Consider the following 25,845-nt stretch of genomic DNA (forward strand, 5'->3'; position numbering starts at 1 on the left):
CACATGCAAGAATGAGCCACATTGATAAAAGTCAATCCACCTTTTCCTGCGCATTCAGGTTGAACATGCCGGCCGATAAGCTGGCGGCATCACTTCGTATTTGGGTGCAAAATATTGTTGTCCCTCAACTACAGGTAGATAGGGTTGCGGCTGTCTGGCCAAACTTGGTGAGCCGCCTCCCTTCAACTCATCAGCCGGCCGCCTTCGTTCGTCCGCGAAGGCGGCCGATCGGGATCATATCGTTCGAATCAGGCGGTGCCGTTTCCGCCTGTCGCCCCGTAGACCTCTCCGGTCACGTAGCTCGCCTCCTGGCTTGCCAGGAACACGTAGACCGGCGCGAGCTCGACCGGCTGCCCGGGCCGGCCCAGGGGGACGTCGGAACCGAACTTCTCGACTGCCTCCTGCGGCTGGCCGCCAGACGGCTGCAGGGCCGTCCAGAACGGCCCCGGCGCCACCGCGTTCACACGGATGCCCTTTGCGATCTGCTGCTTCGCCAAGGCCTTCGAGAAGGCCACGATGCCGGCCTTCGTCGTCGCGTAGTCCACTAGGATCTGCGGCGGGTTGTAGGCCACGACCGAGGCCGTGTTGATGATCGAGGCGCCCGCTGGCATGTGCGGCAGGGCGGCCTTGGTGATCCAGAACATCGCGTACAGGTTGGTCTTCAGCGTCCGGTCGAACTGCTCGTCCGTGATGTCGCCGATGTCCTTCTGGTTCGTCTGCTTGCCGGCATTGTTGACCAGGATGTCGAGGCCGCCCAGATCGGCAACGGCCTTTTTCACGAGCATGTCGCAGAACGCCCTGTCGGTGATGTCGCCCGGCAGCAGGACGGCCTTGCGGCCTTCCGCCTCGATCAGCTTGGCGACCTCCCGGGCGTCGGGCATCTCGTCCTCGACGAAGCTGAGCGCCACGTCGGCTCCCTCGCGGGCGAACGCGATCGCCGCCGCCCGCCCGATGCCGGAATCGGCACCCGTCACGAGAGCTTTCCGGCCTGCGAGACGTCCATGCCCTCTGTAGCTGGTCTCGCCGTGGTCGGGCTTCGGGTCCATCGCCTCGGCCAGCCCTGGCGCTTCTTGCGGCTGCCGCGGGAACGGAGGCTGTGGGTACTGCGTGCGGGGGTCCTGCATCGCGAGGCGCTTGTCGGCGGAGTCGGTCATCGGATGTCCTGGAATCTGAATGCGCGACCGGGACGACCATCGCCGCGGTCGCAATAGAGTGGGTCGTAATTCAAGGCCGAACCAGGATGTTCCTGCCCGCGCATCCGAAGTCGCACTCTCGGATCCAGCCGATCGAGGTATGTAAGCCGGCCATGCAGGATCACGCAGTTGTCATCACCCGAAAACAGATCGCGCTCTTAACGTCGCCAACCCGTTCGTATCCTTCGTGAAACTACGACACATGGGTCAAATGCGCCGCAGTACCTTTATCTGGCGACGCGAGATCTAGTCTCAAATGCCGCAGGCTCTCGACTTTACGGCCCGGAAACGGGGCCAGTCGAGCGCAGTTGCCCAAACCGTCGCCGCCCTATGCTGCCGTTCAGCGCAACTCTGCGCCCGTCTTAGGCTTCCTGCGCCATGCGACTGCCACCGGATGATCGCGTGCACCCCAGCGCGGAGGCGTTCCGCGCCTTCATCCGCGATGCCCCGTTTCCCTGCGTAGGTGCGAAATCCGCCCTCGTGCGGGGGCGGTTGAGGATTGTCGTCGCCCGCGACATCCGGTCGAGCTGGGACGACATGCGAATCTACCCCGCCCTGCTGGCCTTCATCGCGAGCTACAAGGCGCAGCCCGATCTATTCCAGAGCTTCGCCGTCGTCTTCGAGGGGCCGGGCGACCTCGACGAGGTGGGGGTCGCGTCCGTCGACGGGATCGCGATCTACGGGCGGGAGATGATCGGCGGCCCCGGCGCGCACGACCTAGACCCGACCTTCCTGATCCTCGATGTGCGCAAGCTCGGGATGTCCGGCTACGAGGCGGACGAGTGGCTCCAGGCCGAACGGAAGGTGAGCGCGCTGCTGGGCGACCTGCGCCACATTGGGTTCAGCTTCTCGCTCGGCACGACCGATGCGGACGCCGAGCGTCTCGTCGAGGGCGTCCGCGACTTGGCCGCTGCGGCCAGAGGGGGCGATGCCCGCTTCCTCGCGATCCCGAACGACGCGCCGGACTACGCCTCGCTTGCTTCGGCAATTCCGACGGCGCCCGCACTTCCACCCCCGCAGGCCGCAGCGGCGAAGTTCGATCGCGTGCCCTACGAGGAGGCTGTCGGACGGATCTCCGGGCAGTCGGTCGCGGTCGTCCCCCCGCCATTCCCCGCCTGCTCCCGGGGCAGCTCATCAACGCCGCGCAGGTCGCCTTTCTCCGGGTGAACCTGGACGCCGGGGCGTTCATCCTCGACCCGGACGAGCATGGCGACGGCTTAGTCCGCGTCGTGCGCGAAGACTGACCCGCCAGCGGGCGGAAGGAAAGGGCGCGCGCCTTCGATGCGACCCAATTTGCGCCAACCAAGTCGAAACACTTCGGGGCCGGCGGCCGCTCAGATCAGGACATCGGACAACCCGAGCCACATCGCCATCGAGTTCAGTCCCTCGGACAACCGTTCCCTCGTCTCCGCCGGCGCCCCGGGCTCAAGGTGCGTGCGCAGGACGAGCAGCGCGCCGGACCTGCGGTCTGCCTTCAGGTCGACGCGGGCGACGAGCGCGCCGTCTAGCAGGAACGGCAGCACATAGTATCCGTGCTCGCGCTTATGGGCGGGCGTGTAAATCTCGAGGCGGTACCGGAACCCGAACAGACGCTCGGTCCGCGGACGGTGCCAGACGAGCGGGTCGAACGGCGACAGGAGAACCGCCCCGCGGTGCCGGCGGCCGGACCGGGCATCCCTGTGCAGATAGGCCTGCTGCTGCCAGCCGCGGACGGTCGCCGGGACGAGGACGCCCTCCTCGACGAGTTGCCCGATGGACAGACGCGCGTCAGCTGGCGAGAGCCGGTAATAGTCGCGCAGGTCGTTCGCGGTTCCGATGCCGAGCGCCTGCGCCGATCGCGCGACGAGCTCCCGACGGGCATCCACGGGATCTGGGGTCGGCCGGGCGAGGACGGACCGGGGCAGCACCCGTTCGGGTAGGTCGTACACGCGCTCGAAGCTGCCCCGCCGATGCGTCGACGCGACCAAGCCCGCCCAGAAGAGCCATTCGAGCGCGTGCTTGGCATCGCTCCAGGCCCACATGCCTTTAGAAGACTTCGGTGACGCGATCTCCGAAGCCGCCAACGGGCCTTCCCGTTCAATACGGGCGAGCAGGGCGTCGGCCTCCGCGCGGCGCTCGCTTGCGAACGGTTCGAGCCGGCTCCAGACGCCGCGGCCCTCGCGAGCGCGGTCCATGCGCCAGCGCAGCAGGGGCTGGAGTTCGATTGGCAGCAGAGACGCCTCGTGGCCCCAGTACTCGAAGACGCATTTCGACCGGGCGATCGTCAGGGTGTCGAGCGTGCCGCGATCGTAGGCTCCCAGACGCGAGAACAGCGGCATGTAGTGGGCACTGACCAGGACGTTCACGCTGTCGATCTGAAGGAGGCCGAGCCGGCCGATCGCCCGGCGCATCTGTGCGGCGTCTACATCAAGCAATCGCGGCCGCGCACCGAAACCCTGCGCGGTCAGGGCGATGCGGCGTGCCTCGGTATCTGACAGTTCGGTCGTCAGGATGCCCTCCGGATCCCGTGCGGCTGATGGGCAGGGCGGAGCCAGATCATCCGCATGTCGCGATCGATAGGCCTCTGGGACAGTTCGTGGCAATCCAGGTTTTCGAGACGGCTGAGACTGTCGTCCCATTCTCGGACCGATGATGAACGAGCTGGCGTCGTGCGCTCGACCTGCCAGACCGCCATTTCGCGGACGATCTGCGGCCCGGGTTTGTCTGCTTTAGAGAAGTTGAAGGAAACCGTTGAGTGGCCGAGATGGGCGCATTTCCGACATGGGGTATCGCTGCGCTTACGAGCTCATCGGCCGGCAAATCGTACGCCGAATTGCCGGCCGGCCTTGTCCGCGGTTAGGCTGCAGCTGCGGCGGCAGCGTTCGGATGTAGGAGCGCCATCTCATCGCGTCGACGAATCAACAGTGGCAGATCCGGCCAGTCGCGCCACTGCAGCGTAAATTCGCCACCCGGCTTTGAGGCGACAACGATCGCCTCGTACCAGCCGTCCTCCTCGCCCTCGGTGATCAGCACGAGACTGCCGTCAACGCCGCCAACCTCGTCCCGGTCGCCTACAGCGCCATCGGCCGCCGCGACGACGAGTTCGCCGTCGTCCGCGCCGGCCTGAACTACAAGTTCGGCTCGTACTAAGATCCGGTCGCGCTGCTCCCGGCGGCTGTGCCGGGAGATGCGGCGGCGGGCGAGGGGTAGTTGGTCCTCCTCATCGCTCTCCGCCGCCGAAGAGCAGCCGATCGGCTGACCTTCGCATCCCCAGCCCGATCAAACTGGCCGCGAGGTCGGCAGCACCCTGGGAGCGCAAGCTCCTGGGGTGTTTCTTCGTTCTGGGATGGAGTGCCGAGACAGTTAGGCGATCGTCCAGAGCAGCGGTAGCGCGCCGGCCAGGAACAGGGCTGAGGAGACGAGCACGGCAAGGCGCTCGCGGTGGTGGAGAGCGAAGGCGTGAGGGCTGGCGAACATGGCAAGGCCGGATCGGGAGTGAGGTCAGCACGCTCGCTCCTGAACCTTGACGGATCAGGGGCGCTTTTCGCTGTCCACAGGTGATGGCTGATCCCTGTCGCTACCGAGCCACATCCTTTTGGATGTGCTCAGGCACACCTCACGGAGGCAGCGTCGGGCGTAGCCCTTCTCCAAGGCCGCTATCGCCCCTCTGCGGCCCGATCCAGCGGCGCAGTGACCTCACGGGTTGCTGCGCCGTTGTCGTTCATGGCCCGGTCTCAGCGCGATCTAGCAGCAGTCGCGGCTAGCAGAGACCCAACACGCGACTCCGCGATGATGCGAGCATGTCCCCTGGCGATGCTGGCTGTAGCTCCAGTCGCCATCGCGACAGCGAGCCGTGGCGTCGACAGGCTTGGCGCAGGCCGAACCCTTGGCTTGCTCGGGACGTGGCACCTCGCAGCCATCCCGGTTCGTGTAAGTCCCGTGCTGCATCTCCTCCGGCGCGAACAGCTTGCACGATCCGCGTGCTAAGGCCTCAGCCTGGGGGCCGAGCGAGGCGGCCAGGAAGGCAAGAGCGAGGGCGAGGAGCCGGACTGACGCCCCGCGGCGCTCGTGCGAAGGCATGAACCGCCTCAGTCGCGGAAGAAGCGGCCGGCGACGTAGTGTCTGCCGCGGCGGTTCGTGCGCCACTCCGAACGCGGATGGCAGTGCCGCGGATGGCCATGGCAGCCTCGGGCATTGAGCATGCCCGGCGTGGCGGAGGCCGGCACGGTGGTGAACAGCAGCGGGCCAGCAAGAGCCAGCAGGATCGGTAGTACGGCCCGGATCAAGATGCATCCTCCAGTTGAGAGATGCACCCTAATCGAGCTTGGCGTTAAAGCGAGTGGCGATCGCTAGAGCCCAATCTTAAGCCTACCGGAACACCGTGCCTGCAGCGCGGCGCGAGTCGGTGGTCAGAACGTCGGCCGCAATCCTGATGGCCTTGGTCGCCGGCGCGCTGAGCCTCGGCATGATGTCGGTTCTCGTGCCGCTGGGACCGAAGCCCGAGGCGGACAGGGACGCGACTTTCGGGTTCGAGGACGAGTTCTTCGATGTCGGCGGCCCCGTGATCGATATGGAGCCGACGCGCGTATAGTGGCCACACGGGCAGTCCACGTTAGTCCAAGGGTTGGGGGTGCGGCCTCGGCGTGCCGGCGTAGCGCTTGGGGATCCTTGGGCAACCATCGTGGGCGTTGTGATGCATCATCGCGACACCTCCCTGCCCTGAGTAGAGCCCTTGGGTGCGCAGTCGACCATGACAGGTCGGACAACGCTTCTCAGCCGCACGGTGGTGGGCATGTGCCTCGGTCAGCGGCACGAGTTGCCACGTACCTTCGATCCGCACCTCGCATCCGTTCTTGTCAGAAATTGCCATGGTAAACGGTGTCATGGGACGGCGGTGCTGTCAGCCTTGAGAAAAGGGGCTGCGACGGGCTCGCAGCGTCGCGGTGGGCCCAACGCTTGTCGATGCAGGTGCCTTCATTGCTGGAGGAGGCAGCTTTCCGACCCGATCGATGCGAACCTTCACATTATCGCCCCAGCGCCATTCCAGCAGAGCGGCACAGACGAAATCGCGACCGATCAATTTGAACATGAAGCTGTCAGGTAAGTCGTAGGACCCTGGAACCGCAAGTCGAGCGCTTGATAGGGTGAGGTCCTTCGCGACCGTCGGGATTTCCGTGCCATCGGGCAGGCGAATTAGTGCGATCCAGCTTGTCTCATGGCGGTCGGCCTGATCTACTTTCTGATCCGACCAAGTGATATCGCCGTTTCCCATTCCGTCATATTCAATCTATGCTCCTTAAAAATGGATAAACGTCATTCTGAAGACTTCTAAATCGTGGTCGGGATATCTTTTGATGGGTAATGCTGCTCACACAAGCGCAGGGCTCGGCAACAGCATTTAGCTCCTTCGCTTCCGATCCGCTTCCTCAGCCGCAACCGCCTCAACCGCGGCGATCACGTTCTCCAGCTCAGCGACCTGGCGGATCGCGCTCTGCGCCGGCAGGCCATCGTGTTCGGCCATCGCCAGGATGAGAGTGCGCTGGTGCGCCTTTAGGCGTTCGAGGAGAGCGTCGAGCTTGTCGGGCATGGGTGGACCTGTAGCTGCAAGATGACGGCAGGGCCAATGGCTGCGCCTCGACACCCATTGCGACGTTCGCCATCCTGAAGATATGCTCAAGCGACAGGATCAGACCTACGACCCACAGAAGAGGCTCGCCTCACGGAGAGGCTTGGCTGTGCACGCTCGATCTCTTGCCCGCGGTCGCCGCTCTGTCGCCCGTTGCGCACTGGTCATGCTCGCGCTCACGAGCTGCAATGCGGTCGCCGGGCCGACCAAGGCGCCTGAAGCTACGCTGCCTCAAGATGCTACCCGCCTCGACCAAGCCGCACGGATGATCGTCCGCGTGACGCTCATTGGCCGGAACTGCGCACCGTTCTACGCTGTCGATCAAGCTCAACTGCAGGAGATCGGAACCACGCTTTTCTCGCAGTCGCTCGACCGCTTCGGCCAGGACCGGCTGCTGAAGGCGATGAATGTCGCCGAGACTGAAGACACAGCGGCGCTCCGCGAAAGCGGTGCCGCATTCTGGTGTCCTCTCCAGCGGGCCTACCTCAACAGCCTGAGGATGCGAGGCCTGATCGGGGGACACCGGTAAGGGCTCGGTCTATTCCGACTGCCTAGAGCCAAGTGCGCCGGGACAGATGCCCCGACGCAGCGATGTTCTTTAGCGGCAGATGCGCCGCGGGCCGACCGGGGTCCGACGCACAAAGCAGTGCGGACCAGGCCGGAAGCCACGGGCGATCGGACGGCAGCGGCTGAGGGGGCCACGAGCGAAGCCGGGACCACAGCCCATAGCTACGGTGCTGACGTGGGCAGCGCCTGCTAGGGTTCCGGCACCGATCGGCGCAAGAGGTGCAGCGCTGGCTGCGGATGCGAAGCCGAGACTGCCAACGAGTGCGGCAGTGGCGGCGAGCATCTTCAGGTGCGTCATGGTCAGACCTCCTGTGGTTGAGCCGCGGGTCGCAGAAAACGACCAGCGGGCGTGCGCGGGTGCCATGGAAAGGGTGAATGAGACGTCACCCAGTCGCGGCTGGCCGCGCAGGCTGCGGTTGAGGAAAGGGGGGCGCATTTCGCTACCCCCTCGGAGCCCGCTGCCGAAAGGGGGTCACGGGTACAGCGTTGGCAGGACACTCGTGGGCACTGGCCGTGACGGGACAGCGAAGCGCCGAACAGCCCGAAAACCCTCGTTCCGGCGGCAATTCTCAAGGAGTTCGGCATCGGTCGCCACGACGAAAATTCGGACGTGCTCAAACTGGCGGGGGCTCGGTAGCCGATGCCCGAGCGCGCTCTCCCTGCCCGCTTTCCGCCTCATGGCGCTTGGCCCGGCGTCATGCGCGCCGATCTCGTGGCAGCCTTCTTCGACTGCCGGGATACCGGTGAGCTTGCTCGTCGGGTCCGCGATGGGGACATCCCACCCCCGACAGCGCTTCGGGGCATGGGGCGGAAGCGTGAGCCGGTTTGGGCGCTTGAGTCCTGCCAGCGGTTCATTGCGCGCCGCCACCAGATCTCCGAACATGAGGCCGTCGCTGAGAGCGTCGCGGATCTGATCTGATGGTGCGCCCGCCCCGCCTTCCCCTACCCCGCTACGTGCGCCGGAAATGGCTGCGCGGGGAGCGGGCGTGGGGCCACTTCTTCGAAGTGCCGACCTGGGCGAAACAGGCGGGCTGCCCGGTGCGTAATGAGGCCCTCGGGACCGACTACGATGTCGCCTGTCGGCGGGCCGAAACCGTGCTGCTGAAACAGCTCAACTCCTGGCGCACCGCCGGCCGGCCGGACCTCATCCCGGACCGGACCGCCGAAGGATCCTTCGACTGGCTCGCAGCGACCTACAAGGCGTCGGAGAAGTACACCAAGCTCAGCCGCAGCCAGCGTACCAACCACGATCTCGGGTACTCGCTCGTCGCCGGCTACACCCTGCGGGACGGCAGGCGGTTCGGGTCTCTGCCGCTGAAGAACATCACCACCGACGTGGTTGATCGCCTCTTCGACAAGCTCCTGATCGTCCACGAGCCGGTGCTTGGCCCTGACGGCAAACCGATGCTCGACGGCAAGGGGCAGCCCGTCACGCGCCCTCGCGAGCGGCGGACCACCGTCAACCACGCGATGAAATCCTGCCGTCGGGCCTGGAACGTCGTACGTCGTGGAAACCCGAAGATCGTGCCGCAGCAGAACCCATTCAGCCGGATGGGTCTCAAGGACACCTCGAAGGAGACGCCGACCGGCTCCTATGAGCAGCTTCTCGCCTTCGTGGCAGCCTGTGACGCCAACGGGCACGCATCCCTCGGCTCGGCTGCCATGGTCGCTTGGGAATGGCTGCAGCGCGAGGAGCACATTTTCGGCGTGCTGACCGTCGAGCACTACCGTCCGCGCGAGCGCCCCGACGAGGTGTTCATCATCCATCCGAAGACCGGCGAGGAGGTCTGGATCCCGCTGTTCGACGCTGGCGAGCCCCTGTTCCCCGAATTGATGGAGCGCCTCGATGCCATCAAGCGAGAGCGGATCGGTGGCCTGCTCATCGTCCGTGATTGGGTGGACAAGGCCTCTGGGGTGCCGGTGCCATGGCTCGCCCGGTCCGGCGACCTCACGTACATGCGTCACGTCACCAAGGACATGATCCGGGCGGCCGATCTGCCGCTCGATCTGTCTTTCCGCTCGTGGCGCCATGGAGGCATGACCGAGCTTGGGGATGCCGAGCTTACCGACGCCCAGATCCGGGCCATCAGCCGGCACAAGAACGCTCGAACCCTACCTCGCTACGTGAAAAGGACGCAGCGCCAGATCATCGCCGGCACGCGCAAGCGGCGCCTCACTCGAACAAATCGGGGTAATTTGTCGGAATGAGCAGCCGCCCGCTTGTCGGAACGGCGGCCCTAAAATAGAGTTAAGTCGTTGTAATTACTGGCGACCCCGGTAGGGCTCGAACCTACGACCTGCTGCTTAGAAGGCGGCTGTTCTACGCGGACCCTAGGACCACCGTAAGCGAACGCATTCAACTTCCTTTTGGGGCTGTGTCCGAGCACAGATATTAGGCGGCGAACAACGTTGGGGCTCCGGCGACGATAAACTCGCGCCGCTTGGCCGCGAGCACCTTGGCGTAGGTTGTCTCGATCATCCGCACGCTGGTGCCGCAGTTCTCCGCCACCACGTTCAGAGGCACTCCGGCCTCGATCGCGCGTGAGATGTACGAGTGCCGCAGCGCATAGAACGTCCCAGTCGGATCGAGCTTGGCGGCCACGAGCGCCCGTTTCATCGGCCGAACCTGGTGGCTTGCCCCCCAGGCTCCGCCGTCGATGCGGCACAGAAGCGGAGCCTCCTGCGGGCGGCCGCCCACCAGCCGTGAGAAGAACCCTACTGCTTCGGGCTGCAGGATGACGATTCGCGCACCCGTCTTGCCCCGTGGCACGTTCAGCGTTTCGCCTTCGACATCGAAGTGGCGGACCTGACAGGCGGCGAGTTCGCCATAGCGCGCGCCCGTTAGAAACCCGGCCGTCAGCAGGTCGCGGAAGCTTGCGTCGCTGCAGCCTTCAAGGAGACGCAGCACTTCCACGGCCGTGAAGTGGACCTCACGGGCCCGGCCAACCCGTTGGAACGGGCGCACCAGCCGCCAAGCGCTGTCGTCCGATAAACCATTCGTTGGATCGCCCACCGCGTGGTTGAGCATCGCCTTGACAATGCTGAGTACCCTATTGGCGGTGTCCTGGCTGCGGCGACGCTGCTCGGCGTCACTGCCGGCTCGCACCAAGCCATCGCGCCAAGCCTCGAGCTGGCGGCGCGTTAGGTTCTCGATGCGGCTCGAACCAAAGCGGGGCAGGAAGAGGCGTTCCAAGCGGCGGCGGGCGTCGTAAGCTGTACGTTGGTTTCGGGCCTCAAGCCCAGCAAGGTAGGTCCGAGCAGCAACCTCGACGGTGAGCGGCGTCTTCTGAGCGCCCTCCCCTTTCTCACCACCCGCTGTCGCCTTAGCCTGTTGTTGTGCCTCCCAGAAGTTGAGCACGCTCCGGCCGTTGCTATCCTCGAAGTCGTCGGCCTGCCCAATCCGCTTGGTCCAGGAACTGCCCTTCCCGTCAGCAACCCGTAGCACCCAGGTCCCGGCAGTCTCGTTGCGGCGGTAGCCGAGCGACACACCGGGCGCGACGCGGGCGAAAACGGGCTTTTTGGCCACCGGCAGGCGCAGGCGGCTGGTGCGAGTTTCGAGCTTCGATGAGCGCGTGTTACGAGCCATGGTGTCCCGCCAGTGTCCCGTGGGCGTGCTCGGACCATGACACACAAAGTTGGGTAGGCCAAACGCTAGTTTGGGCGGAAATTCAGTCGAGTCAATGGTTTAGCTGGACGTAATTGGATGCTCCTGGACAATTGGCTACGCCCTTTCACGGCGAAAACACGGGTTCGATTCCCGTAGGGCGCGCCAATAAAATCAAGCACTTGGCTGCATCTGACGGCCTGCCTAGCTTCTCTTGGGAAGAATTCCGGGCGAAATGGCTCCTGCCGTGTACCCGCGGCTTGGGTTGTTCCTCATCGCCCGTTGATGCGCAGGCCGATTTCGCTGTTGCGGCCTTGCGCCCACTCTCGCAGCCTGATTTTCACCAACGTGCGGTTGCGGAGGGCCGGTGCAGGGGACGGGCCGAGCGGCCTTGTCCCTCACTCTCGGCAATGCGGACGCACTTCTGCTTCCCCGCCCCCGGCTTCAGTCCCTCACGCGGGCGATGACCGCTACCGGGCCGCCGCCATCCGGCCCCTGATGCTCAGCGCCGCCGGAGACGAAGAGGTCCGTCCGGCCGATCGCCGCGGCGGCCACGCCGCCGACCAGGGCGCGGGCGTGCCGGGTGGCGTTGATATCGCTGTCGTCGTTCATGATGTGGCGCCGTCCCCGGATCAGGCCGTCATGGGAGGGCTCGGCTTTGGCGAGCAGGGCGATCACGCGCTCCGCCTCAGGAGGCGGCAACTGCCCCGCCTCCAGGAAGCCGAGGTCGGTAAGCACCCGCCGAATCGCGGACAGGTCGATGCCGTCGTCCATGACCCGGTGGGCGATGGCGAGCGGGCCGGTCCAGCCCTGGGCGTTGCCGAGCACGATGATCTCGTTGCGCATCAGCTCGATCCCCGCCGAGCAACTGGCGCGGCCGGAGAAGAGATCGCGTCGGGTGCCGATGGCGGAATCCGCGAGATGTTCGCGGTCGACCTCTCCTAGGGCGAGCGCGATGCCGAGCGCCGAGGCGCCGCGGGATAAGCCCATCGAGGCGTAGGTGTCGTGTGTGGCGACGCCGTGGCCCCGGGCGGCCGCCTCGGCGATCCGGGCGCTCGTCAGGAGCGGGCACTTCACCTGCACGAAATGCACGTCCGCGGGATCGGTGAGCCCCGCCTCTGCCATGGCCCGGCCAACCGCCGCCGCAGTCGCCTCGACCTGCGCCATCCGGCCGATCTCCTCCGCGCGGAACTCCTGGGTGAAGGCCGTGCCGATGGCGAGCGCCTTGCCCTCCGGCACCGCGGGGCCTTCACGCCGGGCGAGGACGAGGAAGTGCGGCGACAGCCCGCCTTCGGTGCCGCCGGACATGACGAGGGCGATCCGCGCTCCGACCTCCGCCGCCGTACAGCCGAGGGCGGTGGCGAGCGCCGTCTCCAGGGCCATCACCGCGAGCTGCCGGGTGAAGTCATTCACGCAGCCGTTGCCCTCGGTCTTGCCGAAGATCGCGACGATCTCGGTCGCGTCCACCGCCCCGGAGGCGACGAGGCCCATCACCTCGGAGACGTCGGCGGGATGCTGCGCGGGCACGCGGAAGACGAGGCATTCGGGCATGGGGGAACCGGGGTGGAACAAGAAGGGGCGCCGCCCTTCCACTGGGGCGATCCCGTCGTCTGTCCGCGTCCAGCGACGACAGGGACCGGCACGATCGGGTGGCCATCAGGGGCAAGCACAGACCGGACCATATTCGGAGAATCCCCGAGCCTTCTACTGCGCGGGAGAAGCAACGCGTTGATCGGCTCCCGACGCCGAACCAGCAGGATGGCCCAATCTGTGGTAGAAGCAGATCGTCTCTAGACCACTCCATGCCGCCGTTCCGGTAGCGACCCTGGCTGTGTCGAAACCTCGATGGTGGTAGCTTTGTCCGGCACGCCCGGGGGGCGGCATGGAACGGTTCGTTGTCGGCGCCGAGCGCGATCAGACGACGCTGTTCCCGCCTTATCTCGAAGATCGGATCGCCGAGGACAACCCTGTCCGGGTCGTCGATGCCTTTGCTGCCTCCAGGGGCACCCAAACGGAAAGGTGGCTCAGGGACCGAGGGGCGTGAGGCTACGAGTTATACCGCGTCTTCGCGGGCGCTACCGGCCTCCCGTCCCAGGCGAACCATGACCTCCCGCAGCCAGCGATGGGCGGGATCGCGGTCATAGGAGGCGTGCCACAGCATGGAGATGACGATCTCCTCGGTCGGCACCGGCACGGGGCTCGTCGCCAAGCCGAGTTGGGTCGCGAAGGTCGTGGCCAGCTCGTCGGCCATCGTGGCGATCAAGGGCGCGGCCTGCACGTGAAACGGCACGGTGGCGAAGCGCGGCGTCGTCGCCGCCAGCCTCCGCGTCCGGCCCACCTTCGCGAGCGCCTTGTCCACCACCCCCGGGCCGACGCCGGTCAGGTACGTCAGGATGTGCGGGAATTGGACGAAGTCGTCGAGCGAGAGCGGACCGCTCACGCCGAGCAGCCGGGGATTGAACAGGCTCAGGAAGCCGAAGCGATAGAGGGGCCGCACCTTGTGGTGGACCTGGCCCTCGGAGATCATGCCGACGGCCATGTCGATCCTGTCGGCGTCGAGGTCCCCCAGCACGCTCCCGTAATCGAGGCCGACCAGGTGCAGGCGGATGCCGGGCGCCTCGCAGGCGAGGAACGCGAGCAGGCGCGGGATGAGACGTACCTCGACGCTGCCGGGAATGGCGAGCGTGAAGGACCGCTCGACCTGCGAGGGGACAAAGTCGTCCTCCCGGAGGACGATGCCCTGGAATTGGCGCAGGGCGGCGCGGACCGGCTCGAGGAGGGCGAGCGACCGCGGTGTCGGGCGCATGCCGTCCGGCGTGCGCGTCAGGAGCTCGTCGCCGAGGAGCCTGCGCAGGCGGGCAAGGCTGCTGCTCATGGCGGATTGCGTGATGCCGACCTTCGCGGCAGCGCGCGTGACGCTGCTCTCGGTGAGGAGTGCGTCCAGCGCCACGACCAAGTTCAGGTCGATGCCCGCGAGGTCACGGTGCTTGATCGTCATGGTCAGGTCCGCCGGTGGCTCTCGACCATGGTCTCGGCGACCGGACAATGCGGCATCCGACCGAGCGAGACCATCAGGCTTCCGAGCCGCATCGGCCGCGCCATCGCGGCCGTCGAAAACCGAACCATCATTTACGGCGTAGATACTGGGTATCAACCGCATCTGTTTGATGAATACGCCTCCCGGCAGCATCTCCTCCTCATCGAAAGACGGGCCACCCCGTCACACCGAGAGGATCGAGAGATGACCCATCGTACCATCACCCTCACCGCCGCCCTGACGATGACCGTGGCGTCCCTCCTGCCGGCCGCCGCGTCGGAGGTGACCCTCGACACCGCCGCGCACGGCGCCTTCTCCGTCCCCGCCGTCATCGGCGCGGCCCACCATACGCCGGGTCTCGCGCTGAGCGCCGCCGACGTCCGTGCGCAGGGTGGTCTCCTCGTACCGGCCCTCACGCGCTGGCAGGAGGCTCGGCCGGCCATCGCCTCCGTCGAGCCCTTCAAGGCGCCCGCCACCATCACCGTCGCCTATCGGAGCCGAGACGTCGCGACGCATGCCGCGCAGGTCCTCAAGCAGGGGGGCTTCGCGACCGCGGGCGTCGTCCGGTGGCTGCCCGACGCGCCTGCTGCGGTCGAGGCCAACACGAACACGGTCAAGCTCGGGTCGCTTGAGGCCATGAACTGAGCGAGCACTCGGACAGGCCGAGGACGGGCAGTCGAGGCCCGCCCGGCGAGCCGCCCGCTGCATGAAGTCAGGAGATCAGATCATGTCCGACCACTTCGCGTCGACCGAAATCGCGGTCGAGCACGTCACCCTTTCCTCGGCCAAGTCTTTCGAGGCGGTCCGATCCGCCTTGGAGGCTTCGGTGCCCGTCATCGACCTCGATTACGCCAAGCTCCTGAAGGCTGGACGAGTGGACGAGGCGCGCGACCTCCTCGAACGGCAGGCGCCGCTCTCGATCTTCGGCTCCCGAGACCATGGCGACGTGCTGCGCACCGCCGGGTTGAGCCGCAAGGCCGTCCAGTACGACATCGGCAACCCGCTGACGGCCGCGTCGATGACCCGGCACGCCGTTTCTGCCGCCTTGTACGCGCCGATCCGGGTGCTTCTGCGTGAGGATTCCGAGGGTGGCGTCGCCTTCGAGTACGACCGCCCGGTCAGCACCTTCGGCCAGTTCGAGAATCCGCAGGTCGACCGCGTCGCTGGCGAACTCGATGAACTGCTTCGGAGCACGCTCGCCGCGGCCGCCGCGTGAGGTGAGGTGCTCGAGAACGCCGCGGATCGGGGCCGAGTGTCTCCGTTCCGCGGGGCGCGCCGTGACGCGGCAGCTCTGTTCCACGCGCGGTTCCGACGCTTGTTCGGCTTCACGGCAGCTTCGGCCGCGACCAGACCTTCCCAAAGCCACCCCTCCGAGACGTTCGAGCGGTCGTTCGGTGGTGACAGAGGCTGGCTGATCGAAGGCAACCCGCTCGCGGCCGAGCAGAGCAGGAACGGACGCGCGTTTGGTAGGTCTCAGAACCGGAGGAATCGCCGGAAGCGGGCGATGTTCACGAGCGACACGAGGGACGAGGCCACGTAGGTGAGGGCTGCGGCGCGCAGTACGGTGCGGGCGCCACGCATGTCGTCAGCGTCGAGGAAGCGGCCCGTTTCCAGGATGGGCAGAGCCCGCCGGTAGCTCGCATCGAGCTCGACGGGCAGCGTCAAGAGGTGAAACACGAGGCGAACGCTGAGGAGCGCGATGCCGAACCCGACCTGCAGGGTGAGCAGGGCGGGGGATTTGATGACGGCGAGCATGATGGGCGCGGTCATCATCACCAAGCCTGCGGCAAGCTCGAAGCCCTGCACGACCGGCGCGAAGGTCACCCGCGCCGCGAGCAGCCGGTCCCCCGCCGCGTGCTGGAGCGCGTGGGAGACCTCATGTGCCGCCACCGCGACCGCCGTGATGGAGCGGCCCTCATGGTTCTCCGGCGACAGGCGCACGACGTTCGCGACCGGATCGTAGTGGTCGGCCTGCGCGATCTCGACGGGAACGTGCTCGAGCCGTGCCAGGTCGAGCAGATGGCGGGCAAGCTCGCCGCCGGTCCCGGGCAGGTCCGGCCGCTCGGTGGCGTGTTGCCGCATCACCCGGCGCACCCACCACTGGGGGCCGAACACGAGACCGAACAGCAGGGCGGCGCCGAGCGCCAGGAGGATCGGCATACCGGGTATGTAGGCGCGGGGCCGAATCCGTGGAAGCGCGGCGCCGGCTCGACCGCTGAAGCCACAGTCGTGGATCGACCGGTGGCTGAGGCGTTCGCGCTTCGGCCGTCCGGCGGGTCACCGCGGCGGTCGACGAGGTGCGCGCGGCGTCGAACGGTGGCCAGTCCGAGCTCGATCAGGGGCGCACGGCCGGCGTCTCCAGCGGCAGCGGCGCGGCGCGCGTCGCGAGGTAGAGTTCGAGCGCAACATAGTCCGGCGCGCCGTACCCGAAGGGCTCGGCGCGCATGCCGGTGAGGCAGTTGCGCAGGCGCCGCTGCAGCGAGCCGAGACCTTGCCATTCGAGGCGGTAGAGCGGGTAGCCGGTCGGGTGTCCCTGCGGGATCATCGCTGCGCCGAGGCGGTGACCCCGATGGTCGTCGTGGCAGATGGCGCAGGACAGGCCGAGCTGGCCCTGGCGCGTCTCGAACAGCGCGCGACCCGCCGCCCGCGCGGGCTCGAGCCGGGGATCGTCCGGCGGAGCGATCGGCAGCCCGCGGGACTGCGCGGCGACGAAGGCCGTGAGCGCCAGCAGGTCGGGGGTCTCGTAGGCGAGGGCCTCGGAGCCCTGATGCTCGCGGCGGCACGCGTTGACGCGAGACTGGAGGTCGATGGGCCTGCCCGTCCGCGCGTCCCAAGCGGGATAGCGTGCCGCGACGCCCCGCATCGTGGACGAGGCCTCGCCGTGGCAGCCGGCGCAGGCGAGTCCCCCGGAGATGGGCGCCTTCGCCCAGAGGTCCTCCCCGTCCGCGACCGCGAGCATGCCGGGATTGGCCCCGTCGTCCCGCTGCATCGCCTGGATCTCGGGGCTCATCTGGTCGAAGCCCGAGCGTCGCTCGGCCGGCGGGACCGGCTCCGACCGCGCGAGAGGGCTGGAGAGGAGCAGCGCCACGAGCGCCGTCTGCAGCGGGGAGCCCGAGCGGCGCGGCACGGCGGAGACTCAGGCCACGGTGATCGCCGCGGATTCGGTCTGATCGAAGCCGCCGTCGCCGCGCCACGTGAAGCTGAAGCGGCCGCTGCGCGTCGCGACCCAGGTGAAGGTCAGGTAGGGGTTGGCCGCCGAAGCGGGAAACAGCTCGGCCCGGAAGATCTCCTCGTCCTCGAAGCGGCAGACGAAGTCCGTCACGATGTTGCGCGGCAGGATCCGGCCGTCGGCACCGGGGCGGAAGCCCGTCTCCATCGGGTGCGAGATCAGGGTCCTGATCGTGATCGTGTCGCCGGGCTCGGCGGTCTTCGGCAGGTTGATCAGCGTGCGGGCCATCGGGGTCAGCCCTCCAGGCAGGCGGCGAGGGTCACGATGGCATCGGCGCTCGCCGACCAGTAGGTCCCGTCGCTCATCTCGGCGATGGCGGTGATGCGCTGCGTGTCGGCGAGCCGGATGCGTGTCGAGACCTGCGCGCGGCCGGCGCCCGGCCGCAGGTGGACCGTCACGACGTTCGGCTGCGGGTTCCTCTCGTTGAACACCCCGATCCGGCGCACGTGCTCCTCGGGCGTCATCGCGCTCTCGACGGCGACGGTGAGCGGCACCGTGTTGCCGTTCTCCACGAGCGGCGGCAGGTCGAGGGTCACCCGGCCCGGTCGGATCGGGTTGTCACCCGCGAAGCGTCGGATGGCGGATTCCGTCGTTTCCGTGCGCGGGAGCGTCGCCGCGGCGGCGGGGCGCAGCGCGACGGCGAGCGCGGTGCCGACAGCCCCGGCGAGCACGCCGCGCCGGTCCATCGAACGCGCGCTCCGACTCCTGTGCCTGCTCATCGACCTTCCTCGGGACCCGCCTCGCGCAGCGTCGCCAGGAAGGCGACGACATCCTCGATCTCGGCCGCGCTCAGGATCGGCCGCCCCTGCCACGGCCGCCCCACGCGGGTGAGCCCGGTCAGGCTATAGTACGGTGGCATGATCGTCTCCGGGTTCAAGACCCGTCCGTCCACCAGCCGCAGGCGCAGCTGACCCGAGCCCAGCCGCCCGCCGACGCCCGCGAGATCCGGGGCGAGGTTGCCCTGGAACCGCTCCTCCGGGAAGGGCCCGGTATGGCAGAGAAGGCAGAGCCCGCGGGTCCGGTCCACGACGATGGCCCGGCCGCGCGCGGCATCGCCCGGCGCGCCGGTCAGGCTCTCGGGGATGGCGTCGCCGACGATCGCGGTGGGGACCAGGCCCTCCCCGGCCTGCGCCGGCGGGGCGGCGACTGCCAGCACGAGCATGGCGGCCACGCGGCCTTCCCTCATCCGAACACGTCCCGGGTGATCGTCCGGTACCAGCTCTCGCCGTAGGCCGCCTCCTGCGCGCGCACCGCGTCGGGCGCGTCGAGGGGGCTGATACCGCCGGCTCCCGGAACGTCCGCCAGGAGTCCGTCGGTCGGGCGGAAGACGCCCGCGATCGAGATGCCGTTGCCCGGTGCGACGAGGCTCCAGCAGGTGTTGATGAGCCTCGGGCTCTCGGGCTCCCGTCCGGCCATCAGGTCGATCACCGCCTGCGCGCAGACTTTGGCCTGCGCGTTCGCCGAGAAGGCGGATTTCGGCATCGCCCCTGCGATCGCCGCGTCGCCGATGACATGGATGCCCGGCACGAGGCGCGATTCGAAGGTCACCGGATCGATCGGGCACCAGCCGCTGCGGTCGGCGCAGCCGGCCTGCGCCGCGATGGGGCCGGCGCGCTGGGGCGGGATGATGCACGCCACATCGGCCTTGTACTCGGCGAAGTCCGTGCGAACGACCATCGCGGCGGCGTCGACTTCCGTGACCGCACCGCCCGAGGCGAGCGGCACGTATTCGAGCACGTCCGGGTACAGCTTCGCCCAGGCCGCCTCGAACAGTTTCTGCTTCGAGAACGTGTCCTTGGCGTCGAGCAGGACGAGCTTCGCCTTCGGCTTCCGGGTCTTCAGGAAATGCGCGATCAGGCTCGCGCGCTCGTAGGGGCCGGGCGGGCAGCGATACGGGTTGGCGGGTGCCGAGAGGACCACCGTGCCGCCCTCCGGCATGGCCTCGAGCTGGCGGGCGAGGAGCACCGTCTGCGCCCCGGCCTTCCAGGCATGGGGCATCGCCTCGGCGGCCTTCGCGTCGTAGCCCGGCACGGCGTCGAAGCGCAGCGCGATGCCCGGCGAGAGCACCAGGCGGTCGTAGGGCAGGACTGTGCCGTCGCCGAGCGTCACCCGGCGCGCCACAGGGTCGACCGCATCCGCCGTTCCGCGCACGAAGCGGAGCCGAGCCCGGCCGAGGGCCTCGTAGCCGAAGGTCTGGGCCTCGATCCCGCGCAGGCCAACGACGACCGCGTTGCTGCCCGTGCAGGCGACATAGCGCTCGGCCGCCTCGACCAGGGTCACGTCGACGCCGCCCGCGGCGAGGCAGCGCGCCGCCGTGGCACCCCCGAACCCGGCGCCCACGACCACGACGCGCGGCGCTGTGCCACCGAGGGCCGGGCGCGCCAGCGCGGCGGCCGCGGCTCCGCCGATCAGGGCGCGGCGGGTCGGAGAAGGAGCGCGCATCACCGCGATCCCTGCGCCGCGAACCAGGCGGCGATGGCCTGGCTCTCCTGCGCGCCGAACCCCTTGGCGATGCGGTTCATGAGCGTCGCCGGGCGCGCGCCGGTCCGGAAGGCCTCGAGGGCGCCGACGATCTCGGCTTCCGGCCGCCCCGCGAGCACGCCCATCGCGGAGCCCTCGGCGTGGCATCCGGTGCAGGACGAGGCGCCGGGCGGCGGCCGCATCTCGGCGGCGCACGCGCCCGTTCCGCCGGCGAGGGCGGCGAGCAGCGCGAGCGCCGGCGTCATCGCCCTCATGCCCGGCGGAGATCCGTGTCCTTCAGCGGAAGCTGGCGGACGCGCTTGCCGGTCGCAGCGAAGATCGCGTTGAGCACGGCCGGCGCGGCGACCGCGATCGTCGGCTCGCCGACGCCGCCCCAGAAACCGCCGGACGGCATCAGGATGGCCTCGACCGCCGGCATCGCGTCCATCCGCATCACGGGATAGCTGTCGAAGTTCGTCTGCTCGATGCGCCCGTCCTTCACCGTGCAGGCGCCGTACAGCGCGGCCGAGAGACCGTAGACGAAGGAGCCCGCCACCTGTGCGTCGATCTGCTGCGGGTTGACCGCGTGGCCGGGGTCGGTCGCCGCCACGATACGGTGGATCTTCAGCTCGCCCCGGTCGGAGACCGAGACCTCGGCCGCGCCCGCGACGTAGCTCCCGAACCCCATCGTCTGGCAGATGCCGCGGTAGACCCCCTCGGGCGGCTTGCTGGCCCATCCGATCCGCTCGGCCACCGCCTGCAGCACGGCCCGGTGCTTCGGGTGGTTGTCCATCAGCTTCAGCCGGAAGGCGAGCGGGTCCTGGCCGGCGGCGTGGGCCAGCTCGTCCATGAAGCATTCGAGATAGATGGCGTTCGGGTTCAGGTTCACGCCCCGCCAGAAGCCCGGCAGGATGTGCGGGTTGCGCATCGCGTGATCGACCAGGATGTTGGGGATCGTGTAGCCGATCGCGGCCTCCGGACCTCCGGGATTGAGACCCTGGAAGGTGACCGGGTCGCGGCCCTCGACCATGCGCTGGGGGGCGACCGAGGCCAGGATCGACTGGCCGGAGATGCGCATGTGCAGGCCGGTCAGGTTGCCGTCCCCGTCGAGGGCGGCGCGCATCCGGCACTGCGTGACCGGGTGGTACCGGCCATGCGTCATGTCCTCCTCGCGGGTCCAGATCAGCTTGACCGGCGTGCCCGGCATCTCCCGCGCGATGAGCACCGCCTGACGCACCCAGTCGTGCGTGGCGCCGCGCCGGCCGAAGCCGCCGCCGAGATGGATCTTGTAGACCTCGCACGACGTGGCCGGCAGCCCGGCGGCGTCGGCGGTCGCGGCCAGAGCCGCCTCGCCGTTCTGCGTCGGCGTCCAGACCTCGCAGCGCTCCGGCGTCCAGAGCGCGGTGGCATTCATCGGCTCCATCGTGGCGTGATTCTGGAACGGTACGCCGTAGACGGCCTCCACCACCTTGGCGGCGCCCTTGAGGGCGCCGGCCACATCGCCGGCCTTGTTGCCGACGAAGGCCTGCTCGGCGTCGAGTCCCTCGCGCAGGGTCGCCGCGATGGTCTCGCTGGAAACCGTCGCGTTCGGTCCCTCGTCCCAGGCGACCGGCAGGGCGTCGAGGGCGGTCTTGGCGCGCCAGAACGTGTCGGCCACCACCGCGACCGCGCTGTCGCCGACCTGGAGCACTCTTCGGACACCGGGCATGCCCGACACAGCCGCGGCGTCGAAGCTCCTCACGCTGCCGCCGGTCACCGGACAGTCGCGGATCGCGGCGTTGAGCAGGCCGGGCAGCTTGAGATCGATCCCGTAGACCTGGCTGCCGTCGAGCTTGGGCAGGGTGTCGAGCCGCTTCAGCGGCTTGCCGGCGATGGTCCAGTCCTTCGGATCCTTGAGCACCACGTCCTTCGGCGGCTCGATCCTGGCCGCCTCCGCGGCGACGGCGCCGTAAGTGATGCTGCGGCCGGAGGAGCCGTGGGTGATCACGCCCCGCTCGACACGGCACTCGGCGGCGGGTACGCCCCAGCCCTTCGCGGCGGCGGCAACGAGCATCGTGCGGGCGGCGGCGCCGCCTCTTCGCACGTACTCGTGAGAATCGCGCACGCCGCGGCTGCCGCCAGTCGAGTAATCACCCCAGACGCGCTTGCGGGCGAGGTTCTGGCCCGGGCTCGGATACTCGGTGGTGACCCTGGCCCAGTCGCAGTCGAGCTCCTCGGCGACGAGTTGCGCGAGGCCGGTGAGCGTGCCCTGGCCCATCTCCGAACGGGCGATGCGAATGACCACGGTCTCGTCCGGCTTCACCACGACCCAGGCATTGACCTCCGGCGCGGTGGGCGCCGCGTCGAGGGTTGCAGCCCGTGCGGGGAACGGGATGTGGAAGCCGAGGGTGAAGAGACCAGCGCCGGCGAGCAGCGTGCGGCGGCTGGGGCGGGCAGCCTTCGGGGAGGCCTTGGATTCGAGGCTCATCTGCTCGTCCCCCGTCAGCCGGACTGGCCGCGCTCGGCGGCGATCTTGATGCCGGCGAGCACACGGTTGTAGGTGCCGCAGCGGCAGATGTTGGTGATCTCCTGGCGGATCTGCTCCTCGCTCGGACGCGCGTTCTGCGCCAGCAGCGCCGCCGAAGCCATGATCATCCCGGGCTGGCAGAAGCCGCATTGCGGCACGTCGAGCTCGGCCCAGGCTTGCTGGACCGGATGGCGGGCATCCGGCGCTAGCCCCTCGATCGTGACGATCTTCTGCCCCGCCTCGATCGCCGAGAGCGGCACGGAGCAGGAGCGGACGGCCGCCCCGTCGATATGCACGGTGCAGGCGCCGCATTGGGCGATGCCGCAACCGTACTTGGTGCCGGTCAAACCGATCTGCTCGCGGATGACCCAGAGGAGCGGGGTGTCGGCCTCGGCATCGACCTCACGCACGACGCCGTTGACGTTCAGTCGTGCCATCTGACCCCTCTCCCGAACGAGATTATGTATCCAGTATCCTCAAAGCGGGGGAGGCCTCAAGGGAGGGCGTGAGCGACCGTCGGCAGCAGCCATCCGGCGCTCGGACAGGTCGACGTCTGCGACCCGAAGGCGCCAAGGCTCTTGAGGCCCAAGGCGTGACCTCTCCTGCCATCGAACCGACTTCCCGCAGATCCCGGCCGCCGTCAGCTGGATCGGAACCGAGCACCGAGCCGTGGCCGCTGGCCTGACGCTGCTCTCCGAGCGGATCGACGCGCATCCTCCCAGCCGTCAGCCTGGCCTACTGGTACCCTTTCGGGAACGGATCGGGCTTGATCAGCTCGGGGCTGGTGTAGACGATCTCGAACTGGCCGTCGGGCTTGGCCCGGCCGACCCGCGTCTTCGACCAGAGGTGGTGGTTCTCGTCGATCTTCACGTAGCCTTCCGGCGCGCCCTTGAACTCGAGGCCGGGCGAGGCCGCCACGACCTTGTCGACGTCGAAGGTGCCGGCCTTCTCGCAGGCCATCTTCCACAGGAACGGGCCGAGATAGGCCGCCTGCGTCACGTCGCCGATGACCGTCTTCTCGCCCCACATCTTCTTGAACGCGGCCACGAACGCCTTGTTGTTCTCGTTCTGGATCGACTCGAAGTACTTCATGCACGAGTAGGCCCCGGCGATGTTCTCGCCGCCGATGCCGTCGACCTCGTCCTCGGTCACCGACAGCGTCATCAGCACCTGCTTCGACAGGTCGATGCCCGCCGCCTTGAGCTGCTTGTAGAAAGCCACGTTCGAGCCGCCCACGATCGTGGCGAAGATCACCTTCGGCTTGGTGAGCTTGATCTTGTTTATGACCGAGTTGAACTGCGTGTGGCCGAGGGGGAAGTACTCCTCGCCGACGACCTTGCCCTTGAGCACGGTCTCGATGTGCCGGCGGGCGATCTTGTTGGAGGTGCGCGGCCAGATGTAGTCCGAGCCGATGAAGTAGAAGCTGTCGCCGCCCTTCTCCTTATGGACCCAGTCGAGGCCGGCGAGGATCTGCTGGGTGGCCTCCTGGCCGGTGTAGAAGACGTTCTTCGACTGCTCCAGGCCCTCGTAGAAGGTCGGGTAGTACAGCAGGCCGTTGTACTGCTCGAAGACCGGCAGCACCGCCTTGCGCGAGGCCGAGGTGAAGCAGCCGAACACGGCGGCGCAATGGTCGTTGACGAGGAGTTTCTTGGCCTTCTCGGCGAAGGTCGGCCAGTCGGAGGCGCCGTCCTCCTGGATGATCTTGATCTTGCGGCCGAGCACGCCGCCGGCGTCGTTGATCTGCTGGATCGCCAGCTTCTCGCCCTGGCTCGGCCCGGTCTCCGAGATCGCCATGGTGCCGGTGATCGAGTGCAGGATGCCGACCGTCACCTCGCTGTCGGTCACCGCCAGAGCGCCGGCCTCGGCGGCCGCCGCGACGCGCGGCAGCGATGCCGCGAGCGGGGCCGCCGCCAGCCCGAGCAGCAGGCGCCGGCGGAGGGTGAAGTGCGCGGGATCGTCTGTCGCCATGGGGGGCAAATCCTTCAGATCGTTCGAGAAGGTGGGCCGCCCCGTCCGCACCGGATCAGCCGTCACGCACGGGATCGTCTCCTTCGGTACATTTCTTCAAAAGAAAATAAATTTCGCAAGATGAAAACATCGGCAGCCTGCCCATATCGGCGGCGGCGCTCCCGGGCGCCGGCTTCCTATTTGCGGCGGCGCGCCGGGGCGAGCCCGGTCAGCGCCGCGAAGGCGCGACCGGCGGCCGCCTCCAGCCCCGCCGCCAGGGTGCCGCCGTCGGGCGCGAGGAGCCGGAGGCCGAGCCCGGCCGCGTTCGGCAGCGGGCTGAGCCCGGCCCGGCAGCCGGTGCGGTCGGCCGCGGCCTGGACGTCCCCGGGATCCGGCAGGCACGGGGCCGGACCGAGGATGACGAGGGCGCCGTAGGCCCGCCACGGGCCGAGCGGCGAGGCCGGATCGCGGAACTCGGCGCCGGCGATGCGCGCCCGCTCGCGGACCAGGACTGCCCCCGCCGCCGTCTCGATGCCGTGGGCGAGCTCGACGTGCTCGAACGGCCTGCCGCGGCCCTCCGGGTCGTGACACGCAATGCTCTCGGAGACGACGGCACGGGCCCCGGGCTCGAGCGTGACCCGGGTCGAGGCCGAGAGGGCGGCGCCGGGGAACAGGATCAGGGGATCGGGCACGCAGTGGAGGAAGGCATCGGCGCCGACGCGGATCCGCGTGTCCTGGCGGGCCGGCTGGTCGGCGCTGCGATGGACGACCGTGGCGGCCTGGGTGGTGACGTGCGCCGCCGAGCCCGGACCCATCGCGATGTCGAGGCCGAGACGGTCGCCGCGGTAGAGGCCGCCGGAGGCCGATTGCAGGTACAGCGTGATCAGCTCCGGCCGCTGCGGATACAGGCGGAACGGCCTCGTGATGTGGAACGGGTACGGCACGTGCTGGTCGGCGAGCACGCTGGTCCCGCCGCCGCGCACGAAGCCGAGGCGGGCCGTCGCGCGGCGGCCGGTCTGGACGTCGTCGGGCACGGCTAGGGCGCGAACAGGACGGCCCGGCCGATGGCATCCGCCACCGCGTCGATGCCGAGGCCCGCGCGCGCGTTCGTGGCGAGGACCGGCCTGCCGCTCCGGACCCGCGCGGCCTCCGCGAGCATCCCGTCGAGGTCGACGCCGACATGCGGCGCGAGGTCGATCTTGTTGATCACGAGGAGGTCGCAGCGCAGCACGCCCGGGCCGCGCTTGCGCGGGATGTCGTCGCCGCCGGCCACGTCGATCACGAAGATCCACCAGTCCACGAGGTCGAGGGAGAAGGTCGAGGCGAGGTTGTCGCCGCCGGATTCGAAGACGAGCAGCTGCAGGCCCGGGAAGCGCGCCTCCAGCGCGTCGCCCGCGGCGATGTTGAGGGTCGGGTCCTCCCGGATCACCGTGTGCGGGCAGGCCCCGGCCTCCACCGCCTCGACGCGGCTCGGATCGATCAGCCCGGAGCGGCGCAGCCGCTCGGCATCCTCCTTGGTGACGAGATCGTTCGTGATCACCGCGAGATCGACGCCCCGCGCCCGCAGCACGGGGATCAGCCGCTCGATCAGCGCGGTCTTGCCGGATCCGACCGGGCCGCCGATCCCGATCCGGGCGGCGCTCGCGGGAGTCACGTCGGTCATGGGGAGCGGGGCCGTGAGAGGGGTGGCGGGGTTC

General features: G+C 68.3%; 28 protein-coding genes and 1 pseudogene. 8 read left to right on the forward strand and 21 right to left on the reverse strand.

Translation table 11 applies throughout. The features are described from left to right. Nucleotides 1-248: 248 nt before the first annotated feature. The gene (locus BMY19_RS18735) at nucleotides 249-1,154 is read right to left on the reverse strand and encodes an SDR family oxidoreductase (protein WP_100252575.1); all 906 of its coding nucleotides are present in this window, start codon (nucleotides 1,152-1,154) and stop codon (nucleotides 249-251) included. A 417-nt stretch (nucleotides 1,155-1,571) separates the two neighbouring features. Here BMY19_RS18735 and BMY19_RS31365 point away from each other — a divergent pair, with 417 nt between their 5' ends. Continuing rightward, on the forward strand, nucleotides 1,572-2,360 hold the full coding sequence (locus BMY19_RS31365) for a YqcI/YcgG family protein (RefSeq protein WP_244534954.1): 789 nt from the start codon (nucleotides 1,572-1,574) through the stop codon (nucleotides 2,358-2,360). Nucleotides 2,361-2,527: 167 nt separating this feature from the next. Here BMY19_RS31365 and BMY19_RS18745 read toward each other — a convergent pair whose 3' ends face one another. Then, nucleotides 2,528-3,583, reverse strand: a complete 1,056-nt coding sequence (locus tag BMY19_RS18745; RefSeq protein WP_244534955.1) for a winged helix-turn-helix domain-containing protein — start codon at nucleotides 3,581-3,583, stop codon at nucleotides 2,528-2,530. Between the two features lie 445 nt (nucleotides 3,584-4,028). After that, nucleotides 4,029-4,205, reverse strand: a complete 177-nt coding sequence (locus tag BMY19_RS30945) for a hypothetical protein (protein ID WP_170862997.1) — start codon at nucleotides 4,203-4,205, stop codon at nucleotides 4,029-4,031. 9 nt (nucleotides 4,206-4,214) lie between these two features. On the opposite strand from BMY19_RS30945, the pseudogene BMY19_RS31370 reads away from it, so the two are divergent. Beyond that, nucleotides 4,215-4,322, forward strand: a pseudogene (locus BMY19_RS31370) (porin family protein); the annotation flags it as partial. Nucleotides 4,323-5,260: 938 nt separating this feature from the next. On the opposite strand, the gene BMY19_RS30505 reads toward BMY19_RS31370, so the two are convergent. Then, nucleotides 5,261-5,458, reverse strand: a complete 198-nt coding sequence (locus BMY19_RS30505; RefSeq protein ID WP_139215648.1) for a hypothetical protein — start codon at nucleotides 5,456-5,458, stop codon at nucleotides 5,261-5,263. Between the two features lie 146 nt (nucleotides 5,459-5,604). Between BMY19_RS30505 and BMY19_RS30950 the strand changes: the two genes are divergently transcribed. Then, nucleotides 5,605-5,763 (forward strand): hypothetical protein, encoded by a 159-nt coding sequence (locus BMY19_RS30950; RefSeq protein WP_170862998.1) that lies wholly within the window; start codon nucleotides 5,605-5,607, stop codon nucleotides 5,761-5,763. A 309-nt stretch (nucleotides 5,764-6,072) separates the two neighbouring features. Here the strand turns inward: BMY19_RS30950 and BMY19_RS30510 are convergent, their stop codons facing one another. Together BMY19_RS30510 and BMY19_RS18765 are read right to left on the reverse strand one after the other, a co-directional pair. After that, the gene (locus tag BMY19_RS30510; RefSeq protein WP_139215649.1) at nucleotides 6,073-6,444 is read right to left on the reverse strand and encodes a PilZ domain-containing protein; all 372 of its coding nucleotides are present in this window, start codon (nucleotides 6,442-6,444) and stop codon (nucleotides 6,073-6,075) included. Between the two features lie 126 nt (nucleotides 6,445-6,570). Continuing rightward, nucleotides 6,571-6,759 carry a hypothetical protein gene (locus tag BMY19_RS18765; RefSeq protein ID WP_100252579.1) on the reverse strand — a complete coding sequence of 63 codons (189 nt, stop codon included), beginning with the start codon at nucleotides 6,757-6,759 and terminating at the stop codon, nucleotides 6,571-6,573. 205 nt (nucleotides 6,760-6,964) lie between these two features. On the opposite strand from BMY19_RS18765, the gene BMY19_RS18770 reads away from it, so the two are divergent. After that, nucleotides 6,965-7,327, forward strand: coding sequence for a hypothetical protein (locus BMY19_RS18770; RefSeq protein WP_139215650.1), 363 nt, complete (start codon nucleotides 6,965-6,967; stop codon nucleotides 7,325-7,327). Between the two features lie 956 nt (nucleotides 7,328-8,283). Next, nucleotides 8,284-9,573 carry a hypothetical protein gene (locus BMY19_RS18780; RefSeq protein ID WP_100252582.1) on the forward strand — a complete coding sequence of 430 codons (1,290 nt, stop codon included), beginning with the start codon at nucleotides 8,284-8,286 and terminating at the stop codon, nucleotides 9,571-9,573. A 184-nt stretch (nucleotides 9,574-9,757) separates the two neighbouring features. On the opposite strand, the gene BMY19_RS18790 is transcribed toward BMY19_RS18780, so the two are convergent. Continuing rightward, nucleotides 9,758-10,951, reverse strand: a complete 1,194-nt coding sequence (locus BMY19_RS18790; RefSeq protein WP_100252583.1) for a tyrosine-type recombinase/integrase — start codon at nucleotides 10,949-10,951, stop codon at nucleotides 9,758-9,760. Nucleotides 10,952-11,413: 462 nt separating this feature from the next. Next, nucleotides 11,414-12,520 (reverse strand): cyanuric acid amidohydrolase, encoded by a 1,107-nt coding sequence (locus BMY19_RS18795; protein ID WP_026605312.1) that lies wholly within the window; start codon nucleotides 12,518-12,520, stop codon nucleotides 11,414-11,416. A gap of 331 nt (nucleotides 12,521-12,851) precedes the next feature. On the opposite strand from BMY19_RS18795, the gene BMY19_RS30955 reads away from it, so the two are divergent. Further along, nucleotides 12,852-13,013, forward strand: coding sequence for a hypothetical protein (locus BMY19_RS30955; protein ID WP_170862999.1), 162 nt, complete (start codon nucleotides 12,852-12,854; stop codon nucleotides 13,011-13,013). Between the two features lie 9 nt (nucleotides 13,014-13,022). Here BMY19_RS30955 and BMY19_RS18800 read toward each other — a convergent pair whose 3' ends face one another. Beyond that, nucleotides 13,023-13,967 carry a LysR family transcriptional regulator gene (locus tag BMY19_RS18800; protein ID WP_100252584.1) on the reverse strand — a complete coding sequence of 315 codons (945 nt, stop codon included), beginning with the start codon at nucleotides 13,965-13,967 and terminating at the stop codon, nucleotides 13,023-13,025. A gap of 243 nt (nucleotides 13,968-14,210) precedes the next feature. On the opposite strand from BMY19_RS18800, the gene BMY19_RS18805 reads away from it, so the two are divergent. Next, nucleotides 14,211-14,651, forward strand: coding sequence for a hypothetical protein (locus tag BMY19_RS18805; RefSeq protein ID WP_100252585.1), 441 nt, complete (start codon nucleotides 14,211-14,213; stop codon nucleotides 14,649-14,651). Between the two features lie 82 nt (nucleotides 14,652-14,733). Beyond that, nucleotides 14,734-15,222 carry a DUF302 domain-containing protein gene (locus BMY19_RS18810; protein WP_091926754.1) on the forward strand — a complete coding sequence of 163 codons (489 nt, stop codon included), beginning with the start codon at nucleotides 14,734-14,736 and terminating at the stop codon, nucleotides 15,220-15,222. Between the two features lie 257 nt (nucleotides 15,223-15,479). Here the strand turns inward: BMY19_RS18810 and BMY19_RS18815 are convergent, their stop codons facing one another. The 12 genes from BMY19_RS18815 to ureG all read right to left on the reverse strand — a co-directional run bounded on the left by BMY19_RS18815 (nucleotide 15,480) and on the right by ureG (nucleotide 25,811). Further along, on the reverse strand, nucleotides 15,480-16,166 hold the full coding sequence (locus BMY19_RS18815; protein ID WP_056531341.1) for a zinc metallopeptidase: 687 nt from the start codon (nucleotides 16,164-16,166) through the stop codon (nucleotides 15,480-15,482). A 175-nt stretch (nucleotides 16,167-16,341) separates the two neighbouring features. Further along, entirely contained in the window at nucleotides 16,342-17,133 is a 792-nt protein-coding gene (soxA, locus tag BMY19_RS18820) for a sulfur oxidation c-type cytochrome SoxA (RefSeq protein WP_100252586.1), read from the reverse strand. 9 nt (nucleotides 17,134-17,142) lie between these two features. Then, a complete protein-coding gene (locus BMY19_RS18825) occupies nucleotides 17,143-17,463 on the reverse strand; it encodes a thiosulfate oxidation carrier complex protein SoxZ (protein ID WP_020095601.1) in 321 nt (106 codons plus the stop codon). 5 nt (nucleotides 17,464-17,468) lie between these two features. After that, nucleotides 17,469-17,921 (reverse strand): SoxY-related AACIE arm protein, encoded by a 453-nt coding sequence (locus BMY19_RS18830; protein ID WP_020095602.1) that lies wholly within the window; start codon nucleotides 17,919-17,921, stop codon nucleotides 17,469-17,471. A 29-nt stretch (nucleotides 17,922-17,950) separates the two neighbouring features. After that, complete coding sequence (gene soxX, locus BMY19_RS18835) at nucleotides 17,951-18,397, reverse strand: sulfur oxidation c-type cytochrome SoxX (protein WP_234083010.1); 447 nt, start codon at nucleotides 18,395-18,397, stop codon at nucleotides 17,951-17,953. A gap of 20 nt (nucleotides 18,398-18,417) precedes the next feature. Continuing rightward, entirely contained in the window at nucleotides 18,418-19,677 is a 1,260-nt protein-coding gene (locus BMY19_RS18840; RefSeq protein ID WP_020095604.1) for an NAD(P)/FAD-dependent oxidoreductase, read from the reverse strand. Then, nucleotides 19,677-19,970 carry a c-type cytochrome gene (locus tag BMY19_RS18845; RefSeq protein ID WP_056531349.1) on the reverse strand — a complete coding sequence of 98 codons (294 nt, stop codon included), beginning with the start codon at nucleotides 19,968-19,970 and terminating at the stop codon, nucleotides 19,677-19,679. The genes BMY19_RS18840 and BMY19_RS18845 overlap by 1 nt, the downstream gene beginning before the upstream one ends. Then, entirely contained in the window at nucleotides 19,967-22,162 is a 2,196-nt protein-coding gene (locus BMY19_RS18850; RefSeq protein ID WP_100252587.1) for a xanthine dehydrogenase family protein molybdopterin-binding subunit, read from the reverse strand. Before BMY19_RS18850 ends, BMY19_RS18845 begins: the two co-directional genes overlap by 4 nt. 14 nt (nucleotides 22,163-22,176) lie before the next feature. Beyond that, nucleotides 22,177-22,638 carry a (2Fe-2S)-binding protein gene (locus tag BMY19_RS18855; protein WP_020095607.1) on the reverse strand — a complete coding sequence of 154 codons (462 nt, stop codon included), beginning with the start codon at nucleotides 22,636-22,638 and terminating at the stop codon, nucleotides 22,177-22,179. 298 nt (nucleotides 22,639-22,936) lie between these two features. Continuing rightward, the gene (urtA, locus tag BMY19_RS18860; RefSeq protein ID WP_091681517.1) at nucleotides 22,937-24,169 is read right to left on the reverse strand and encodes an urea ABC transporter substrate-binding protein; all 1,233 of its coding nucleotides are present in this window, start codon (nucleotides 24,167-24,169) and stop codon (nucleotides 22,937-22,939) included. Between the two features lie 176 nt (nucleotides 24,170-24,345). Beyond that, nucleotides 24,346-25,182: an urease accessory protein UreD gene (locus BMY19_RS18865; protein WP_100252588.1), complete on the reverse strand. Its 837-nt coding sequence runs from the start codon at nucleotides 25,180-25,182 to the stop codon at nucleotides 24,346-24,348. A 2-nt stretch (nucleotides 25,183-25,184) separates the two neighbouring features. Beyond that, nucleotides 25,185-25,811, reverse strand: coding sequence for an urease accessory protein UreG (ureG, locus tag BMY19_RS18870; RefSeq protein WP_100252589.1), 627 nt, complete (start codon nucleotides 25,809-25,811; stop codon nucleotides 25,185-25,187). Between the last annotated feature and the right edge of the window lie 34 nt (nucleotides 25,812-25,845).

The sequence above is a fragment of the Methylobacterium sp. UNC300MFChir4.1 genome (genome assembly GCF_900110155.1).
Classification (GTDB): domain Bacteria; phylum Pseudomonadota; class Alphaproteobacteria; order Rhizobiales; family Beijerinckiaceae; genus Methylobacterium.

Coding starts and splice junctions, on each gene's coding strand:
- BMY19_RS18735 (WP_100252575.1), bottom strand. CDS start 1,154: ATGACCGACTCCGCCGACAAGCGCCTCGCGATGCAGGACCCCCGCACG.
- BMY19_RS31365 (WP_244534954.1), top strand. CDS start 1,572: ATGCGACTGCCACCGGATGATCGCGTGCACCCCAGCGCGGAGGCGTTC.
- BMY19_RS18745 (WP_244534955.1), bottom strand. CDS start 3,583: ATGCGCCGGGCGATCGGCCGGCTCGGCCTCCTTCAGATCGACAGCGTG.
- BMY19_RS30950 (WP_170862998.1), top strand. CDS start 5,605: ATGGCCTTGGTCGCCGGCGCGCTGAGCCTCGGCATGATGTCGGTTCTC.
- BMY19_RS30510 (WP_139215649.1), bottom strand. CDS start 6,444: ATGGGAAACGGCGATATCACTTGGTCGGATCAGAAAGTAGATCAGGCC.
- BMY19_RS18765 (WP_100252579.1), bottom strand. CDS start 6,759: ATGCCCGACAAGCTCGACGCTCTCCTCGAACGCCTAAAGGCGCACCAG.
- BMY19_RS18770 (WP_139215650.1), top strand. CDS start 6,965: ATGCTCGCGCTCACGAGCTGCAATGCGGTCGCCGGGCCGACCAAGGCG.
- BMY19_RS18780 (WP_100252582.1), top strand. CDS start 8,284: ATGGTGCGCCCGCCCCGCCTTCCCCTACCCCGCTACGTGCGCCGGAAA.
- BMY19_RS18790 (WP_100252583.1), bottom strand. CDS start 10,951: ATGGCTCGTAACACGCGCTCATCGAAGCTCGAAACTCGCACCAGCCGC.
- BMY19_RS18795 (WP_026605312.1), bottom strand. CDS start 12,520: ATGCCCGAATGCCTCGTCTTCCGCGTGCCCGCGCAGCATCCCGCCGAC.
- BMY19_RS30955 (WP_170862999.1), top strand. CDS start 12,852: ATGGAACGGTTCGTTGTCGGCGCCGAGCGCGATCAGACGACGCTGTTC.
- BMY19_RS18800 (WP_100252584.1), bottom strand. CDS start 13,967: ATGACGATCAAGCACCGTGACCTCGCGGGCATCGACCTGAACTTGGTC.
- BMY19_RS18805 (WP_100252585.1), top strand. CDS start 14,211: ATGACCCATCGTACCATCACCCTCACCGCCGCCCTGACGATGACCGTG.
- BMY19_RS18810 (WP_091926754.1), top strand. CDS start 14,734: ATGTCCGACCACTTCGCGTCGACCGAAATCGCGGTCGAGCACGTCACC.
- BMY19_RS18815 (WP_056531341.1), bottom strand. CDS start 16,166: ATGCCGATCCTCCTGGCGCTCGGCGCCGCCCTGCTGTTCGGTCTCGTG.
- BMY19_RS18825 (WP_020095601.1), bottom strand. CDS start 17,463: ATGGCCCGCACGCTGATCAACCTGCCGAAGACCGCCGAGCCCGGCGAC.
- BMY19_RS18830 (WP_020095602.1), bottom strand. CDS start 17,921: ATGGACCGGCGCGGCGTGCTCGCCGGGGCTGTCGGCACCGCGCTCGCC.
- soxX (WP_234083010.1), bottom strand. CDS start 18,397: ATGCTCGTGCTGGCAGTCGCCGCCCCGCCGGCGCAGGCCGGGGAGGGC.
- BMY19_RS18840 (WP_020095604.1), bottom strand. CDS start 19,677: ATGCGCGCTCCTTCTCCGACCCGCCGCGCCCTGATCGGCGGAGCCGCG.
- BMY19_RS18845 (WP_056531349.1), bottom strand. CDS start 19,970: ATGAGGGCGATGACGCCGGCGCTCGCGCTGCTCGCCGCCCTCGCCGGC.
- BMY19_RS18850 (WP_100252587.1), bottom strand. CDS start 22,162: ATGAGCCTCGAATCCAAGGCCTCCCCGAAGGCTGCCCGCCCCAGCCGC.
- BMY19_RS18855 (WP_020095607.1), bottom strand. CDS start 22,638: ATGGCACGACTGAACGTCAACGGCGTCGTGCGTGAGGTCGATGCCGAG.
- urtA (WP_091681517.1), bottom strand. CDS start 24,169: ATGGCGACAGACGATCCCGCGCACTTCACCCTCCGCCGGCGCCTGCTG.
- ureG (WP_100252589.1), bottom strand. CDS start 25,811: ATGACCGACGTGACTCCCGCGAGCGCCGCCCGGATCGGGATCGGCGGC.